The 14841-nt window shown below is 39.8% G+C and carries 16 protein-coding genes; 8 read left to right on the top strand and 8 right to left on the bottom strand.

Going from position 1 to position 14841, the window contains the following annotated elements; translation table 11 throughout:
• Nucleotides 1-102: 102 nt before the first annotated feature.
• On the top strand, nucleotides 103-558 hold the full coding sequence (locus ACFX4E_RS04985; RefSeq protein ID WP_025750098.1) for an Lrp/AsnC family transcriptional regulator: 456 nt from the start codon (nucleotides 103-105) through the stop codon (nucleotides 556-558).
• 274 nt (nucleotides 559-832) lie between these two features.
• Here the strand turns inward: ACFX4E_RS04985 and ACFX4E_RS04980 are convergent, their stop codons facing one another.
• Together ACFX4E_RS04980 and ACFX4E_RS04975 are read right to left on the bottom strand one after the other, a co-directional pair.
• Nucleotides 833-1735, bottom strand: coding sequence for a peptidyl-prolyl cis-trans isomerase (locus ACFX4E_RS04980; RefSeq protein ID WP_377237841.1), 903 nt, complete (start codon nucleotides 1733-1735; stop codon nucleotides 833-835).
• Complete coding sequence (locus tag ACFX4E_RS04975; RefSeq protein WP_013084577.1) at nucleotides 1732-3006, bottom strand: S1C family serine protease; 1275 nt, start codon at nucleotides 3004-3006, stop codon at nucleotides 1732-1734. Before ACFX4E_RS04975 ends, ACFX4E_RS04980 begins: the two co-directional genes overlap by 4 nt.
• A gap of 222 nt (nucleotides 3007-3228) precedes the next feature.
• Between ACFX4E_RS04975 and ACFX4E_RS04970 the strand changes: the two genes are divergently transcribed.
• On the top strand, nucleotides 3229-3900 hold the full coding sequence (locus ACFX4E_RS04970) for a response regulator transcription factor (RefSeq protein ID WP_028410990.1): 672 nt from the start codon (nucleotides 3229-3231) through the stop codon (nucleotides 3898-3900).
• Nucleotides 3897-5246, top strand: coding sequence for a sensor histidine kinase (locus tag ACFX4E_RS04965; protein WP_377237842.1), 1350 nt, complete (start codon nucleotides 3897-3899; stop codon nucleotides 5244-5246). Before ACFX4E_RS04970 ends, ACFX4E_RS04965 begins: the two co-directional genes overlap by 4 nt.
• 35 nt (nucleotides 5247-5281) lie before the next feature.
• Here ACFX4E_RS04965 and cuyA read toward each other — a convergent pair whose 3' ends face one another.
• Nucleotides 5282-6274 (bottom strand): D-cysteate sulfo-lyase, encoded by a 993-nt coding sequence (cuyA, locus tag ACFX4E_RS04960; protein ID WP_377237843.1) that lies wholly within the window; start codon nucleotides 6272-6274, stop codon nucleotides 5282-5284.
• A 150-nt stretch (nucleotides 6275-6424) separates the two neighbouring features.
• Here cuyA and ACFX4E_RS04955 point away from each other — a divergent pair, with 150 nt between their 5' ends.
• From ACFX4E_RS04955 to ACFX4E_RS04945, 3 genes are all read left to right on the top strand, one after another.
• Nucleotides 6425-6943 (top strand): acyl-CoA thioesterase, encoded by a 519-nt coding sequence (locus ACFX4E_RS04955; RefSeq protein WP_034649541.1) that lies wholly within the window; start codon nucleotides 6425-6427, stop codon nucleotides 6941-6943.
• Between the two features lie 75 nt (nucleotides 6944-7018).
• A complete protein-coding gene (locus ACFX4E_RS04950; RefSeq protein WP_377237844.1) occupies nucleotides 7019-7699 on the top strand; it encodes a GntR family transcriptional regulator in 681 nt (226 codons plus the stop codon).
• On the top strand, nucleotides 7696-8637 hold the full coding sequence (locus tag ACFX4E_RS04945; RefSeq protein ID WP_377237845.1) for a DMT family transporter: 942 nt from the start codon (nucleotides 7696-7698) through the stop codon (nucleotides 8635-8637). Before ACFX4E_RS04950 ends, ACFX4E_RS04945 begins: the two co-directional genes overlap by 4 nt.
• Nucleotides 8638-8678: 41 nt before the next feature.
• On the opposite strand, the gene ACFX4E_RS04940 is transcribed toward ACFX4E_RS04945, so the two are convergent.
• The 3 genes from ACFX4E_RS04940 to ACFX4E_RS04930 form a co-directional block, all read right to left on the bottom strand.
• On the bottom strand, nucleotides 8679-9257 hold the full coding sequence (locus tag ACFX4E_RS04940) for a suppressor of fused domain protein (protein ID WP_013084584.1): 579 nt from the start codon (nucleotides 9255-9257) through the stop codon (nucleotides 8679-8681).
• Between the two features lie 222 nt (nucleotides 9258-9479).
• Complete coding sequence (locus ACFX4E_RS04935) at nucleotides 9480-10580, bottom strand: M24 family metallopeptidase (RefSeq protein ID WP_377237846.1); 1101 nt, start codon at nucleotides 10578-10580, stop codon at nucleotides 9480-9482.
• A 75-nt stretch (nucleotides 10581-10655) separates the two neighbouring features.
• On the bottom strand, nucleotides 10656-11330 hold the full coding sequence (locus ACFX4E_RS04930; RefSeq protein ID WP_098249107.1) for a hypothetical protein: 675 nt from the start codon (nucleotides 11328-11330) through the stop codon (nucleotides 10656-10658).
• A gap of 312 nt (nucleotides 11331-11642) precedes the next feature.
• On the opposite strand from ACFX4E_RS04930, the gene ACFX4E_RS04925 reads away from it, so the two are divergent.
• Together ACFX4E_RS04925 and ACFX4E_RS04920 are read left to right on the top strand one after the other, a co-directional pair.
• On the top strand, nucleotides 11643-12599 hold the full coding sequence (locus ACFX4E_RS04925) for an LCP family protein (RefSeq protein ID WP_371264487.1): 957 nt from the start codon (nucleotides 11643-11645) through the stop codon (nucleotides 12597-12599).
• A 214-nt stretch (nucleotides 12600-12813) separates the two neighbouring features.
• Nucleotides 12814-13179: a hypothetical protein gene (locus tag ACFX4E_RS04920; protein ID WP_014458652.1), complete on the top strand. Its 366-nt coding sequence runs from the start codon at nucleotides 12814-12816 to the stop codon at nucleotides 13177-13179.
• Between the two features lie 26 nt (nucleotides 13180-13205).
• Here ACFX4E_RS04920 and ACFX4E_RS04915 read toward each other — a convergent pair whose 3' ends face one another.
• Nucleotides 13206-13724, bottom strand: coding sequence for an NAD(P)H-dependent oxidoreductase (locus ACFX4E_RS04915; RefSeq protein WP_060747166.1), 519 nt, complete (start codon nucleotides 13722-13724; stop codon nucleotides 13206-13208).
• Nucleotides 13725-13864: 140 nt separating this feature from the next.
• Nucleotides 13865-14611, bottom strand: a complete 747-nt coding sequence (locus ACFX4E_RS04910) for a YwaF family protein (protein ID WP_377237847.1) — start codon at nucleotides 14609-14611, stop codon at nucleotides 13865-13867.
• Nucleotides 14612-14841: the final 230 nt, after the last annotated feature.

Below are 14841 nucleotides of genomic sequence, written 5' to 3'. Positions count from 1 at the left end.
TAATTATTATAGTAAGAAAAATGGAAATTTCAGATTACATATAAAACATTTTATCTACTATTACTAATCAAATGAAACGTTAATGAGAAAGAAGGTTTTCAATTGAAAATTGATGAAATTGATTTATCGATTTTGCAGGCGCTGCAGCAAAACAGCCGCCTTTCCTTACGAGAGCTAGGAAAACAAATTAACTTGTCTCCTCCTTCGGTGGCAGAGCGAGTAAGGCAGCTAGAGAGCTTTGGTGTTATAAAAGGGTATACGATTGATATTGATTATGAAAAGCTGCACCTGCCCGTGTCGTGTTTTATTGAAGTAACGATGAAAAACGGCGAGCACGAGCGTTTTAAACGATTTATTTCTCATTATCCCTACGCTTTATTCTGTGAACGCATCGCCGGGCAAGCCTGCTTTATTACAAAGCTTCAGCTTCCTCACCTGCACGTACTCGAACAATTTATTAACGAAATTACACCTTATGCCAAAACGATTTCACACATCGCCCTTTCTCACGTAGAGATGGCTCCTGCGTTATTGAGTCATTTAAAAGATGAAAAGTGATTGAAACGTAACGAAAAAATCCGAACGATTCATCGTTCGGATCTTCTTTCCACTAAACTACTTTTGTCCCAAGCTCTTTTGTTCGTCCAACAGCATAAAAAATAACCCTCCAAAGCTGGAGGGTATAAATTTTCCGAATAATGAAAGTTTTACAACTTCATTTTATCAGGTGCCGACATTTCTGTCTACTTAAAAATGTAAAAGAGCTCTCTATTAATAGAAAGCTCTTTTACCTGCTTGTTTTTTGAAAACAATCAATCTATATAAAAGGGAACTACCTAAGGTTGAACGTCACGTGAAACCTTGGCAGTTCATCCTGGATATAGCGGTTGATATGATTCAAAACAAGTTCTTTCATCATTTCTTCTTTGACTTCTGATTCCGTTTTTTTATCTTTTTGTTTTAAAATAAAAATGTAATAGACTTTACCCATTTTAATGGGCTCACTACTCTCTCCGATGTGCTGTTTTTTTAAAACATCTATAAAAGAGGGAGATAGACTTGAAAGCTTTAGATTACCAGCATTCTCTATTTTGCTGATTGTCTGGACATCAGCATATTTTTTTTGAACGTCTTGAAGGGATATTCCCTTTTGCAGTTCAGCCGCAGCGGCAGAGGCATCATGTAAAGTGGAAAAAGCCAGCTGCGTAAAAGCTACACGCGTTAGATCGTTTTCAATACGTTTATAGTAAGCAGTTAGTTCATCAGACGTAATTTGTTTACGGAAATATTCTTCTAATTTAAACTGATTCGTTAGCTGGTTGGTTACATCACTGGAACGAATATTTAACACTTCATAACCTTGTTTTCTTGTATCCTGGTCATATGAGCGTTTAATTTGCTTCCACATATCCTCGACTTGTTTTTGTACTTTATCGCTTGTCTTTAGATGCGAAATTAAGATTTTTTGCATAACAAGCTGCCGCAATAACTCTTTGCGGTAGCTTGTATCATTTAGCGGAGCATCTGGATTTAAGAACCCTTCAACGGCTAAAAAACGGTTGAATTCAGCTCCTGTCACCTTGCCTCCCTCATACGCTGCCAGTTCTTTGGTAGAAGATAGCTGACTAATTTCTACAGAAGGAAACATCGTGTTTGAATGCTTCCCTCCGCAGCCGGTTAAAAATCCGAACGCTGTTAATACTGCTAGCAGCAGCTTTAACGGTGTTGAACTCATCCATTGTTATCCTGCTGCTCTGAAAGCTTCAGAGAAATAGTTTGTTTTTTTCCATTTCGATACACGTCTAATTTTACCGTGTCTCCTACTTTGCGTTTTGTGTATAGATATTGACGTAAATCACTGGATGTTTTGACTTCATTTCCATCGATGGCAACAATCACGTCTTTTGATTGTAAACCTGCATCAGAAGCAGAAGAGAATGGTTCAACCGTCGTTACGACAACTCCTTCAGACGTATCGCTGGTTAGGCCTAGCTGGTTTTGTTTTGTTGCAGCTGAAAGCTGACCTACATCTTGAAGACCTACCCCCATATATGGACGCGTTATTTTTCCGTTTTTCATCAGCTGTTCAATCGTCGGCTGCACTTCATCACTTGGAAGAGCAAAGCCGATGCCTTCTACATTGTCTTCTGAAATTTTCATACTGTTGATGCCGACTACTTCACCGGAAGAATTGATAAGTGCACCGCCGCTGTTTCCTGGATTAATCGCCGCATCCGTTTGAATTGCATCTACGTTCCAATTTTCTGAAATAGGGACAGAGCGTTTTGCTGCGCTCACAATACCTTGTGTGACCGTACGAGAAAATTGTTCACCAAGAGGATTTCCGATTGCAAGCACCGTTTCACCCGCTACTAAATCCGATGATTTCCCGAACTTCGCCACTTGTTCAACATTTTTGTCAGACATCTCAAGCACCGCTAAATCCGTTAGCGCGTCAGCTCCGACAATTTTAGCTTTTTCTTTTTGTCCGTTTGAAAGTGACACTTCTACTTCGCTTGCGCCGTCAATAACGTGGTTATTGGTCACAACGTATGCTTTTCCATTTTCTTTTTTGAAAATAACACCGGAACCCGTTCCTGCTTCTTGCGTTTGGGTATCTCCAGAAAATGGATTTGTTTGCTGCTGAATATTGTTCACGCCTACAACAGCAGCTGATACTTTATTTACAACTGAAACAAGATCTGACTGATTGACGGTTGTGCTTACTGTTCGAGGCGTTGTGCTCGTTGTTGTTGCCGTTTGAGTCTGCGTTGTTTGATTCGCTGTTTGCGTATCAGCTGAATCCATTAACCCCAGCTGGGGAGCACCGTATAACACAATTCCTCCTCCAAGTACTGCTCCGGCGATAGAAGATGCAATCACTGGAAATAAGCGTCTTCTTGGAGGCTGTGATGATGACGCAGGCTGATACTGATCGTAGCGCTGCTGGCGATTTTCGTATTCTTCTTTTCGTTCTTGCTCTCTTTCATAATCACGTGGATCCATGAAAAACACTCCTTTTAACGTAGCAAATTTTATGTTATCTATACTATAAAATAAAAGTTTGGGATAAGTATCAAAACAATGTGTGAAATTGTGAAAAATTTCTTTATAACAGCAAACACGTAGTATAATAGCGGGTACATAGACCTTTAAAGACACGCGCATAGATGGCGCAATATGCTTTATTTACCTTAATTTTCATATATTCAGAGGAAGGTGTCAAATTTGAGCTTTACACTATATTTAGTAGAGGATGAACAAAATTTAAACGAAGTTTTAACCCTTTACCTTCAAAAAGAAGGCTGGGACGTTCGCTCATTTTTTAACGGCACGGAAGCCAAAGAAATGATTGCAACTCCTCCGCATCTGTGGATTTTAGATATTATGCTGCCTGACATTGACGGGTATCAGCTCATTCGCGAAATCAAGCAGCAAACGCCGCAAGTGCCTGTTATTTTTATCTCAGCCCGCGATGCCGATATTGACCGGGTTCTTGGGCTTGAAATGGGCAGCGACGACTATTTATCAAAGCCTTTTTTGCCTCGTGAACTAGTTATTCGAGCAAACAAACTGCTAAACCGCGTATATGGTTCCAATCAAAAGAAAACCGATACCATTACGCTGACTCCTTATGAGATCGATTTACATACCCGTACAGTCAGTGAAGATGGAAAGCCGATTGATTTAACGTCTAAAGAATTTGATTTTCTTGTCACTATCTCAAAAGACCTTGGACAGGCTTTTTCACGGGAGCAGCTGCTGAATCTCATTTGGGGAGAAGATTATTTTGGCACAGACCGAGTGGTGGATGATTTAGTAAGGCGCGTGCGTAAAAAAATGCCGCAAGCACGAATTGAAACGATTTACGGATATGGATACCGGATGATGAAAGCATGAAAAACAAGTCGCTTGCATTTCAAATTTGGCTCGTCATCTCCGGTATTTTACTGCTTATTTCAATTTTGCTCGCTATTTTATTCCCAACGACGCTCAGGCAGTTCTTCACGAATGAAATTTATACCACTATTGAAAATGAACAGCATATTTTAAAAGAATACGGCCTGCCAAGCCGCTCAGGTGAATACTACTTTAGCAATGAAGACAGTGAACCAACACTTGGCAATCGAACCGTGGATCATATTTTATTGCCTGAACATGCGGATATCTCTTATTTTTCATCACGGGTGTTGCCTCAAGACTTTTTGAGAAAAGCACAGGAAGATGCAATCAATCAGCAAAAAATCGTCGCTCGCTATGAAAAAGATCTTGGCAACCGGACGCTTTTTTATGTAATACGAAAAGTAAGTGTAAACGGACAGCCTGCTTTTTTACTTTCATTTTCGTGGGATACGTATCGCAACGCGCTCACTTCTACTCTATTTAAACAGCTGCTTCTTGTAATTTCAATTGTATTTCTATTCAGCTGGCTTCCATCTATTTGGCTATCAAGATATTTAAGCAAGCCGCTTGTATCGCTTGAAAAAGATGTGAAAAAAATTGCCGAACAAAATTGGCATGAGCCCGTTACAGTGAACCGTTCAGATGAAATTGGCAAGCTAGGCGCATCCATCGAGCAAATGCGCAAAAGGCTCGTATCTAAAGATGAAGCACAGCAAACGCTCCTTCAAAATATTTCACATGATTTAAAAACACCGGTTATGGTGATTCAAAGCTACGCTCAGTCGATTCAAGACGGCATTTATCCAAAAGGTGATTTATCGCAAACGGTAAAAGTTATTGAAGATGAATCCAAAAATCTCGAGAAAAAAATCCGCGATTTGCTTTACTTAACCAAGCTTGACTATATGTCCACTCATCAGCTTGCACAAGATGACTTTAATTTTACTGCACTACTTCATGAAGTAGTGGATCGCTTGCGGTGGAGGCGCCCTGAAATACAGTGGGAATTTGACGACGCAAACGCAACGATTAAAGGAGACAAAGAGCTGTGGACAAAAGTTCTTGAAAATGTACTCGACAACCAGCTGCGCTATGCCGAGACGAAGGTTTCACTTTCACTTGCTAAACACCAAACGAACGTTCAATGTACAATCAGCAACGATGGTCCGCCCATTGATCAAAGCGTGCTTCAACACTTGTTTGAACCGTTTAAAAAAGGAGCAAACGGTGAATTCGGTATCGGCTTAAGTATCGTAAAGCGTATTGTGACGATGCACGATGGAGCGATTACGGCTGAAAATACAGACACTGGAGTAACGTTTTCACTTACTATTCCTATATAAACTAAAAAAGCAAGGGAGTCGAATCCCTTGCTTTTTTATGAAAAAATTGAGGTATAGGCATAAAGAGCCGGTGAACCGCCTGAGTGGACGAACACCACATTTTCATCCTTATTAAAGTAACCTTTTCGAATTAAATCAATCAGACCAGCCATCGCTTTTCCCGTATACACAGGATCCAATAAAATCCCTTCCGTACTGGCCACAAGTTTGACTGCTTCCACCATCTCTTCTGTTGGAACAGCATACCCTGGACCTACGTATTCATCCATACACACAATCTCTTCTTCTTTAAAAGGCGTTTTACTATGTAAATGATCATAAAGTTCACTCGTCAGCTTAGCAACTTTTACTTCTTGTTCTTCTTTAGCACGACTAACATTCATTCCAATAACGGATACGTCACTTTGAAGACCTTGAAAGCCTGCCACTAATCCTGCGTGCATGCCTCCGCTGCCGCTTGTGCAAACCACGTGGCTAAGCTTTATTTGCTGCTCATAGCTTTGCATAAGCAGCTCTTGTGCACAGGCAGTGTATCCGGTTGCACCGATAACATTCGAACCTCCTACTGGAATTAAATACGGTTTATGACCTTTTTCAATTAGCTCTCGCTCTACTGTTTTCATTTCGGCTGTCAAATCAGAACCTTCAGCGACAAACCGCATGTCATGAGCGCCTAATAAATGATAAAGAAAATAGTTCCCTGTCGGCTGATCACTTGCTTTATTTTCCCCTTCTTCTAATACGAGCACGCATTTCATTTGTTCTTTTACAGCCGCAGCGAGCGTCAAACGACAGTGATTGGATTGTATCGCACCGCACGTTACAAGCACGTCTGCTCCTTGCGCCTTTGCATCAGCTACTAAATATTCAAGCTTGCGTGTCTTATTTCCTCCACCTGTCAGTCCAAGCATATCATCTCGCTTCATATAAATTGAAGGTCCATTTAACTGCTGAGATAAAACCGATAGCTTTTCTAAAGGTGTAGGGGAATCTGTATATTTTCTTCTAGAAAATTGAGTTAAGTTCATGCTCTCATCCTCTCTTTCATATTTGTTCTATTTTACCATATAGAAGCTTTTGAAGAGCTTTTTACGAAAGGGCTCTCTATAACTTGTATACATAAGAACAAGTAGTCAACATACATTAAACCATATAAACAGTTTGAAGGAGTGTTTTCAATGAGTGAAAAAGCAGTACTTTGCAGCGTCTCACGAGTAGTCAAATCACAGCACATTTTTCCAAATGACCTAAACAATCACCACACCCTTTTTGGAGGAAAAATTGTCGCTGACATGGACATGACGGCTTCTCTTTCAGCAGCTAAACATTCCCGAAAGACGTGTGTTACGGCTTCCATTGATCACGTTGATTTTATCGAACCCGTCACCGAAGAAGATTTTATTTCATATGAAGCATTCGTTGTTGTTACAGGAAAAAGCTCCATGATTATTTTTGTTAAAGTGATTGCCGAAAATTTATTAACGGGCATTAAGCGTATCGCAGCTACTTCTTTTCTCACCTTTGTTGCATTAGAAAACGGGAAACCTGCCTCCGTTCCTCAAGTTATTGCTCAAACTGAAGAAGAAAAAAGCCTTCAAAAAGTAGCTCTTGAACGAAAAGAATCCAAAAAAACGCAGGTTGAGCACAGCAAAGCGATTGCGAGCATTTTATCTAAATCTTTGCGCAGCAGTAATTAAGCTCTTCATCTAAAAAGCAGCTGTCTGCTTTTTAGACGAAGTTTTTTTAGTTTTCACATTGTTATTTAATGTAATATGCGATATATTGGTTTTATGAAAAATAATATTAAACCTCTCAAACGACTGTCTTTAAGAGAAGAAGTCTATCAAACACTTAAACACAATATTGTCATGCTTGAATTTCAGCCGGAACAAAAGCTTCAGGATAAAGAACTGGCTGAGCAATTTGGAGTTAGCCGCACTCCTGTTCGAGAAGCATTAAAAAGACTTGAAGATGAAGGTCTTGTCCAAACGACACCCGGCTCTTCTACAAAAGTGGCTCCATTAAACCTTGAGGAGGCAAAACAATCTTTTATTGTCGTCGCAGCTCTTCATGCACTTGCTGCTAAGCTGGCTTGTACTTCGTTACAAAAAGAAGATATGGGCCAACTAATCAAGCACAATCAATCTCTAGAACATGCAATTAAAACAAGAAATGCCCTTAACGCGATCGAAGCGGATGAAGCATTTCATTCCGTCTTTTTAAAACGGGCGAACAATATAGAGCTAGAACGTGTTGTAAAACAAACAAGCGCCAAAATTCAGCGTCTGGAAATCGCTCGCTTTTCGTCTCTTGCTAGCCTAGCTTCTGTTGATCAGCACAAAGAAATCATAAACGCTTGCGGTCAAAAAGATTCCGCCCTGACATCGCAGCTTGTCGAAACGAACTGGCTGACGTTAGGTGAAGCGCTGACAAGTGAGGAGGAATTCAAGTGAAGCCTCTTTTATTAGGCATTGCTGCCTCATTCTTTTTTGCTTTTACATTCGTTTTAAATAGAGCGATGGATTTATCCGGAGGCAGCTGGGCGTGGAGCGCGTCGCTGCGCTATTTTTTTATGGTACCTCTTTTGCTTGTACTCGTTTATTTTTGGGGTGGTATTAAACCTGTGGTGGCAGAAATAAAAGCCCAGCCGCAAAAATGGCTGCTTTGGAGCACGGTTGGATTTGGCTTATTTTACGCTCCTCTTTGTTTTGCTTCAGCCTACGGTCCCGGCTGGCTTATTGCAGGAACTTGGCAAATCACAATTTTATCGGGGTCTCTCCTAGCTCCTTTGTTTTACAAGGAAGGAAAGAAGCGAGGAGGCATTCCTTTCAAACAGCTAGGTTTTTCGTTTATTATTTTAATAGGAGTTATGCTCATGCAGCTTGAACATGCGACTGAACTGTCGGCCGCTACTGCCTTGCTTTGTACTGTTCCCATTTTGATTGCCTCTTTTGCGTACCCGCTTGGCAACCGTAAAATGATGGAAGTGTCGTCACTTAATACGTTTCAGCGCGTGCTTGGAATGACGCTTTCAAGCCTGCCGTTTTGGATTATTCTTTCTGTCTATGCCTACATGACCGATGGACTACCAAAAACAACTCAAATTTATCAAAGCAGTTTAGTTGCTTTACTTTCAGGAGTATGTGCAACGGTCTTATTTTTTGCAGCAACCGACCTTGTTAAAAAAGATTCTCAAAAGCTAGGTGCAGTTGAAGCTACACAATCGATGGAAGTTTTATTTGCCCTGCTAGGAGAGGTCTTCCTTCTATCAAGTCCTTTGCCATCGATTCTTTCTTGGGTTGGAATGGGAGTTATCATAGCAGGCATGGTGCTTCACAGCTACCAAACGAGTCATAAAAAAGCTATACCGCAAAAAGAATTGACCTACTAATCAATAACAAAAAAGAGCGTCTCAGTCGGCGCTCTTTTTGTTTATACAACAGATCTTCTTTCTAAATTGAAGACATTCACCTGCTCAGCATCAAAGCGGCTTAGCAACGAATCTACCCCGTACTCAAGTGCAAAAGCACGTTCATTTTCTGAAATCGGAACGGCCTGCAGGAACGTTACTTTTTTATCAGATAGTTCAATCGTTGAAAAATTATCCCATAAAAACGGCGGAATCAGCAAAATGTGCTGCATATGAAAGCTGTCATCAAGGACTGCAATAACGTCTTTATAAATAGCTCCTGGGAAGATGGACACATGAGATTTCATCATATGGAAAATACAGTTTGCTAAAATAGCAGAATAAATACCGAATTCCTCATGACAAGCCCCAACGATTTCAATTCGAAGCGGGATCCCCCCAACTGTATAGCCTGTCGGACATTGATGACCACCGAGCGTTGCATACGCGGTTACGTCTTGACGCGGATGATTTTCACACGCCACAACGTGAATACCATGCTTTTTTCTTTCATCTGAATAATCTTCAATTCGATCCTTTTGACCAAATACATCTATTGCTTTATGTATAATTAATTCTTCATCTTTTGTAAAATTACTCATAAAAAACCTCCTTGCTTGCGACCTTAAAAGGCTCCCTACTGTACAGCATATACTACTGCACTCGCTTACGATATAGTTTTTAGAAAATGTGATAGAAATGTTATCGTTTCGTAACATACTATGAAATTGTATCAAGAAGCAAACAAGAAACCTTGGCCAATTTTTTCTTTTTCCATAAAAATAGAGCCTGCACCATGGCAGCCTCTATTTTTCATGACATTATTATGAAATAATTTGTAATTCTTTTGGGTACTTCGTTAACGTTTCGTATCCATCTTTTGTAATGATTACATCATCTTCGATACGCACGCCTCCAAGTCCTGGAATATAGATACCCGGTTCAATTGTATATACCATGCCTTCTTGAAGCACATCATCATTGTTGCGGCTCATTGAAGGAAACTCATGCACGCTAATACCAAGACCATGACCAAGACGATGCAAGAAATACTCTCCATATCCTGCTTCTGTAATAACATTGCGTGCTACCATGTCCAAGTCGCCAATGCGAGTGCCGGGCTTGGAAGCTTCAAGAGCTGCCTGCTCAGCGCGCTGTACCGTTTCATAAATTTCTTTTTGCTTATCATTAATAGACTTGTAAGCGACTGTACGCGTAATATCTGAACAGTATCCGTCTAGCACTACACCTAAATCGAACAGAACCATATCTCCTGGCTTTAACGTGCGAAGACCTGGGTTCCCGTGCGCTTCTCCCGTTTTTTCACCAAATAAAACCATCGTTGAAAACGACATCTCACGAATTCCTTTTCGCTTTAACTCGTATTCAATTTTAGCCAGAACATCCATTTCCGTAACGCCTTCTTTTAAAGCCGCTACGCCTACTTCTACACCAAAATCAGCTAAATCAGCTGCCTTTTGCAGAATCTCAACTTCACGCTCATCTTTAATTAAACGCAGCTGATTTAATTTCTCTTCTGCTCCGACTAGCTCAGCGTTTGGATATAGGCTAAGCAGTTCTTCGGCTCTCGCATACAGCAGCTGCTCTTTCTCTACAGCAACCTTTTTCACATCTATTACGTTTCGTTTATGTAAAGCTTCTTTAATCAGTTCCCAAGGATTTTGATGATCTTCATATCCAATCACATCAAACTTCCAGCCGGCTTCTTTTGCTTGTCCCACTTCCATTGATGGACAAATAAGCATCGGCTCTGCTTCGTTAAACACAAATAAGCCAAGTAAACGCTCATGCGGATCCGTATGAAATCCAGTTAAATAAAATACGTTTTCGGTTGACGAAATAAAGGCCGTTTCTACATTCTTTTCTTCCAGCCACGATACAACTTTTTCTAAACGTGCTTCCATTAAAAAAACCCCTTTCATTGTGCAATATTACTATTATAACATAGTTATTTAGCAATATTGTACAATGAATAGAGGTTAAGACAAAGCCGCGTGAAGAGTAGTAAGTTGCTCTTTAATCGCTTTTCGCTGAATACTTACTTTCATCAGCCAGCCATTTTCTCCGTATCTATAAATAAATTCGTACGTACCTTTAGAAAAATATTCTTTTACCAGCATGTCCCGGTTTTCAACAAATCCCGGATCGCCAATAAAATAGGTACCTTCTTCAAGCGGAAGCTCATGAACTTTTTTTTCTAGCTGCTTCTCTTCGTCTTCGTCCTCATCTATCACAATGTGCAGACCGCATTCATCACGCACAACATCAAATTCACCGTTTTGTTCAAGCTCGAGCACCGGCACCACTTGTCCATTTACCGTTAGCAGCTGCTTCGTTCCTTCAAGGACCTGGGACCAGTGATCATCGTATAAAGTAGAAGAATAAAAAATATATCCCTGAGATTTATATAATAAAAGCAGCTGTTCAAAATGATTTTTTACTTGTTCTTTATCAAACAGAATAACAAAATGCTTTCGATAGAAAAAACTTGTAAAAGGCAGAATAGACGATTGATTAAGCTCTTTAATTATTTCAGCACTATCTTTACCTGAAATAATAGCTCCGGTCAATTCCCCCGCGCCATAAGGTTTCCAATGACTTAACGCCGTTTCTGGAATCAGCACAAGGTTCGAAGATGACACATATATACTCATTCGCTTCACTCCTTTTTTCTACATTTAGACCTATATTTGATTCTCCCCAAATAGAGACTTTCCTCTTATTCCATTCTTAAAAGACAGAACTTTTCCCCTAACTATGATAGATTATAACAAAGATTCTTGAAAAAAATAACCTTTATTTCCTCTTTCTTCTATTTGTATACTTCTCTTATTTTAGCTGTCTTCGCAGATTTACTAGTGAACGTACTTGCTAATCTAATTCCTTAGTGTTAATTTTATTATGTCGTTTTATAATTTTTTGCATAATTGGTTTCAAACAAAAAAGTATTAATATTTTTGAATGCGATGGTGAGACATTTGGAAGAACGTACAGAACGTAAACAACATAAAAGAAAAAAGCAAAGAAAAAAGAAACGCTTTAGAAAGCTACTTCTTTTCTTTCTCATTCTTGTAATCGCCGCTGGTGCGTATGTGTATTATCAATACCAACAAGGGTTAGCAGAAGCAGACGGAGCTTTTGGGAAAGATGGACAATTTGATTTTAATGGTGCAAGTGCCAATTTAGATAGCATGAATGTGCTGCTTCTTGGAATTGACTCTCGAGGTGAAGAACATTCGCGTGCCGATACAATCATGATTGCTCATTATGACAAAGACAGCAATCAGCCTAAAATTATTTCTTTGATGCGTGATTCATATGTGGATATTCCTGGACATGGCAAAAACAAATTAAATTCAGCCTATGCATTTGGCGGGCCTGAATTAATGCGTAAGACAATTAAAGAAAATTTCGGCGTAGATGTAAACTATTATGCCGTTGTTGATTTTAAAGGTTTTTCTAAAGTTGCCGATACGATTGCCCCTGAGGGAATTACGGTTACCGTGCCGCACGAAATGTCATCAGGAATTGGCATGACGCTAAAACCTGGAAAACAAACTCTTCACGGAGATAAATTACTAGGATACGTGCGATTCCGACATGATAGCCAAAGTGATTTCGGGCGCGTGAAGCGTCAACAAGAAGTAATAGGTAAATTAATGGATGAAGCTCTTCAAGTAAAGACGCTGGCGAAAGCTCCTAAGCTATGGGGCGTCATTGATCCATATGTGGATACAAATATTCCGCCAAAAACATTTATCGTGATAGGAAAAGATTTCTTAGTTGGGAATCAGCCAGATTTAAAATCTCTTCGTTTACCGGTCGAAGGTTCCTATTCAAATGAACGAGTATCCGGTATTGGTGCTGTTTTAAGCATCGACCTTGAAGAAAACAAACAAGCGTTACAGTCATTTTTAAATTAGGAAAAGGTGTCCATTAGCGGACACCTTTTTTTATACTATTCAAAAAAACTTCTGTTTTTCCTCCCTATCCTTCAAAAAATTTTCAGCTTCGACAAAAAATGAAGTCATTTTCCAGGAAACAGCTATTTCTTTGAAGTTCTATTTTTGCTGTTACAGGCGTATATGAAAAGAGAAGGACTTCTTTTTTATATTTTTGATTCAAGGAGATGAACGTATGAAATTATATGGTTTTCAATCTGAAGAAGAGCGTTCCTTTCTTCATTCTACCTATAAAGTAAACCCATTGCTTTCTCATACTGGAGATGTCAAAATCAGCTTTTTATCTTTTCAAGAAAATGATTATACCCCCCGTCAAGAAGCTACGATTCCACAGCTTCTACTAGTCGTTCACGGGGAAGGCTGGGTAGCTGGCGATAACGGACTGAAAATTTATATCAAACAAGGTGAATCCGCATTTTGGAGAGCGGGGGAATCATTTGAAGTCGGGAGTCTAACGGCTATGACAGGATTACTAATTGAAGGATTAGACATCGCTCCTCAAAAGCTGCTTACTTCTTTTTCACGAACAAATGTAAATTAAAAGCCGCGTTAACGCGGCTTTTTTTATTACCTTAGTAATTGAGCGTAGCTTTCAGCACTATCTTGAATGACTTTTTCGCTCAGCTCACCGCCTGCTCCTTGAAATAGAAATGGCGTTTGGAACTTCATACCTGTTAAATTTGCCGTAGCTTGAAACGGAAGAAGCAGATGATTCATTGGGTAGCGGTTGTATCCCCCTTCTTGATAAGCTTCCGCAGGTCCTCCTGTCGAAGTAGCTACGACAAACTCTTTTCCCTGAAGTTTAGTACCTTTGCTTCCATAAGCCCATCCGTATGTTAAGACAACATCTTGCCACTCTTTTAAGAGTGCTGGTGAGCTGTACCAGTAAAATGGAAATTGAAAAACAATACGATCGAATTGAACAGCTAACTCCTGCTCTTTTTCTACATCAATTTTAAAATCGGGATAGTTTGCGTATAAATCATGAACGTACACATTCTCTTCTTTTTTTACTCGCTCTGCCCACGCTTTATTAATGCGAGAAGATGCTAAGTTTGGATGCGCTAAAATAACCAGTGTTTTCATTTTGATACTCTCCTTCTGATGTCTGTGCTTGCTTTGTTCTTTTCTATTTTTTACGCTTGCCTCTCACGGCTCATTCAGTCACTCTTTCCTTTTCCTTCAGGAAATCCGAGTTAGTTTACACTTATAAACTACCAGTATTATCATTTTGCTTCAACAAAATTGACTTTGCTTTTATCACCTTTAATTTTTTTATGTACCCAAAACGGCAGATAAAGGACAAGAAAGCTAAGAATCATAATTCCTTCAATCCATACTAAATACCAAGGATGAGGTCCAAGAACATCCAGCAAGGAAGCGTGCTCTGGCTTTTTCATCATGTATAAATAATTCGCCCCGAGTAAACGATTCATGACATAGATAAAACCTCCGTACAGATTAACAACTACTACGCTTACCCATAAAGAACGAAACGTTGGCTCATATTTGCAGACAGCAATTAGCATACAGCAAGCAAGTACCACACCGCCATGCGATACATAAAACTGCACATAGCGAAACTGGGCATACGCATAGCCGCCAAGGTCTGGGGTAATCATCGCTTGAACAGAGCTGCTGATTCCGGCGAAGTACACAAAATAAAAAAGAAACCTGCTTTTGGTTATCAGCATAACAGCAGCCAGCAGCACGACTATATCACTGAGCTGAAGAGGCAAGGAAGTTTCAGCAGACCACCGATGACATCCGATTTCCCAAGCCTGGTAGGCTGTTTCTGAAGCAATTAGAATGAGTGAAAGCAAAATAAACACAAACCTCTTTTTTCGCAGCTGCTTTCGACACAAAAAAATAAATGCTCCTATGATCACGATAATGGCTAAAGTTACAAGATGTTCAACTGAAAAAAGCTGAAAGGAATGTTGTACAGAATGACACGTAAAAAATGAATTCATAAAAGCGCCTCCCTTCCATCAGAAAACAAATTCGGTACCTTTAGCTTGTTCATAAAACCTCGTTTTCATTAATGCTTCTCTCGCATTAAAAAGAGATTGAGACATAACAAAATCACGCCAATCTAAAGACGGACGAATGGAGTAAATAATCGAGTATAGATCACTTCTTGAAGGGAAATCAACTGCTAGAAACAACTAAACTAAAAAGATCCGAACGATTCATCATTCGG

It is taken from the genome of Priestia sp. YIM B13491 (genome assembly GCF_042787605.1).
Classification (GTDB): domain Bacteria; phylum Bacillota; class Bacilli; order Bacillales; family Bacillaceae_H; genus Priestia; species Priestia megaterium_E.
This window is presented reverse-complemented; position numbering and strand designations above follow the sequence as displayed.

Excerpts from the sequence above, each read along its gene's own strand:
- ACFX4E_RS04980 (WP_377237841.1), bottom strand. The coding sequence starts at position 1,735 with ATGAGTTCAACACCGTTAAAGCTGCTGCTAGCAGTATTAACAGCGTTC.
- ACFX4E_RS04975 (WP_013084577.1), bottom strand. The coding sequence starts at position 3,006 with ATGGATCCACGTGATTATGAAAGAGAGCAAGAACGAAAAGAAGAATAC.
- ACFX4E_RS04965 (WP_377237842.1), top strand. The coding sequence starts at position 3,897 with ATGAAAAACAAGTCGCTTGCATTTCAAATTTGGCTCGTCATCTCCGGT.
- cuyA (WP_377237843.1), bottom strand. The coding sequence starts at position 6,274 with ATGAACTTAACTCAATTTTCTAGAAGAAAATATACAGATTCCCCTACA.
- ACFX4E_RS04955 (WP_034649541.1), top strand. The coding sequence starts at position 6,425 with ATGAGTGAAAAAGCAGTACTTTGCAGCGTCTCACGAGTAGTCAAATCA.
- ACFX4E_RS04950 (WP_377237844.1), top strand. The coding sequence starts at position 7,019 with ATGCGATATATTGGTTTTATGAAAAATAATATTAAACCTCTCAAACGA.
- ACFX4E_RS04940 (WP_013084584.1), bottom strand. The coding sequence starts at position 9,257 with ATGAGTAATTTTACAAAAGATGAAGAATTAATTATACATAAAGCAATA.
- ACFX4E_RS04935 (WP_377237846.1), bottom strand. The coding sequence starts at position 10,580 with ATGGAAGCACGTTTAGAAAAAGTTGTATCGTGGCTGGAAGAAAAGAAT.
- ACFX4E_RS04930 (WP_098249107.1), bottom strand. The coding sequence starts at position 11,330 with ATGAGTATATATGTGTCATCTTCGAACCTTGTGCTGATTCCAGAAACG.
- ACFX4E_RS04925 (WP_371264487.1), top strand. The coding sequence starts at position 11,643 with ATGGTGAGACATTTGGAAGAACGTACAGAACGTAAACAACATAAAAGA.
- ACFX4E_RS04920 (WP_014458652.1), top strand. The coding sequence starts at position 12,814 with ATGAAATTATATGGTTTTCAATCTGAAGAAGAGCGTTCCTTTCTTCAT.
- ACFX4E_RS04915 (WP_060747166.1), bottom strand. The coding sequence starts at position 13,724 with ATGAAAACACTGGTTATTTTAGCGCATCCAAACTTAGCATCTTCTCGC.
- ACFX4E_RS04910 (WP_377237847.1), bottom strand. The coding sequence starts at position 14,611 with ATGAATTCATTTTTTACGTGTCATTCTGTACAACATTCCTTTCAGCTT.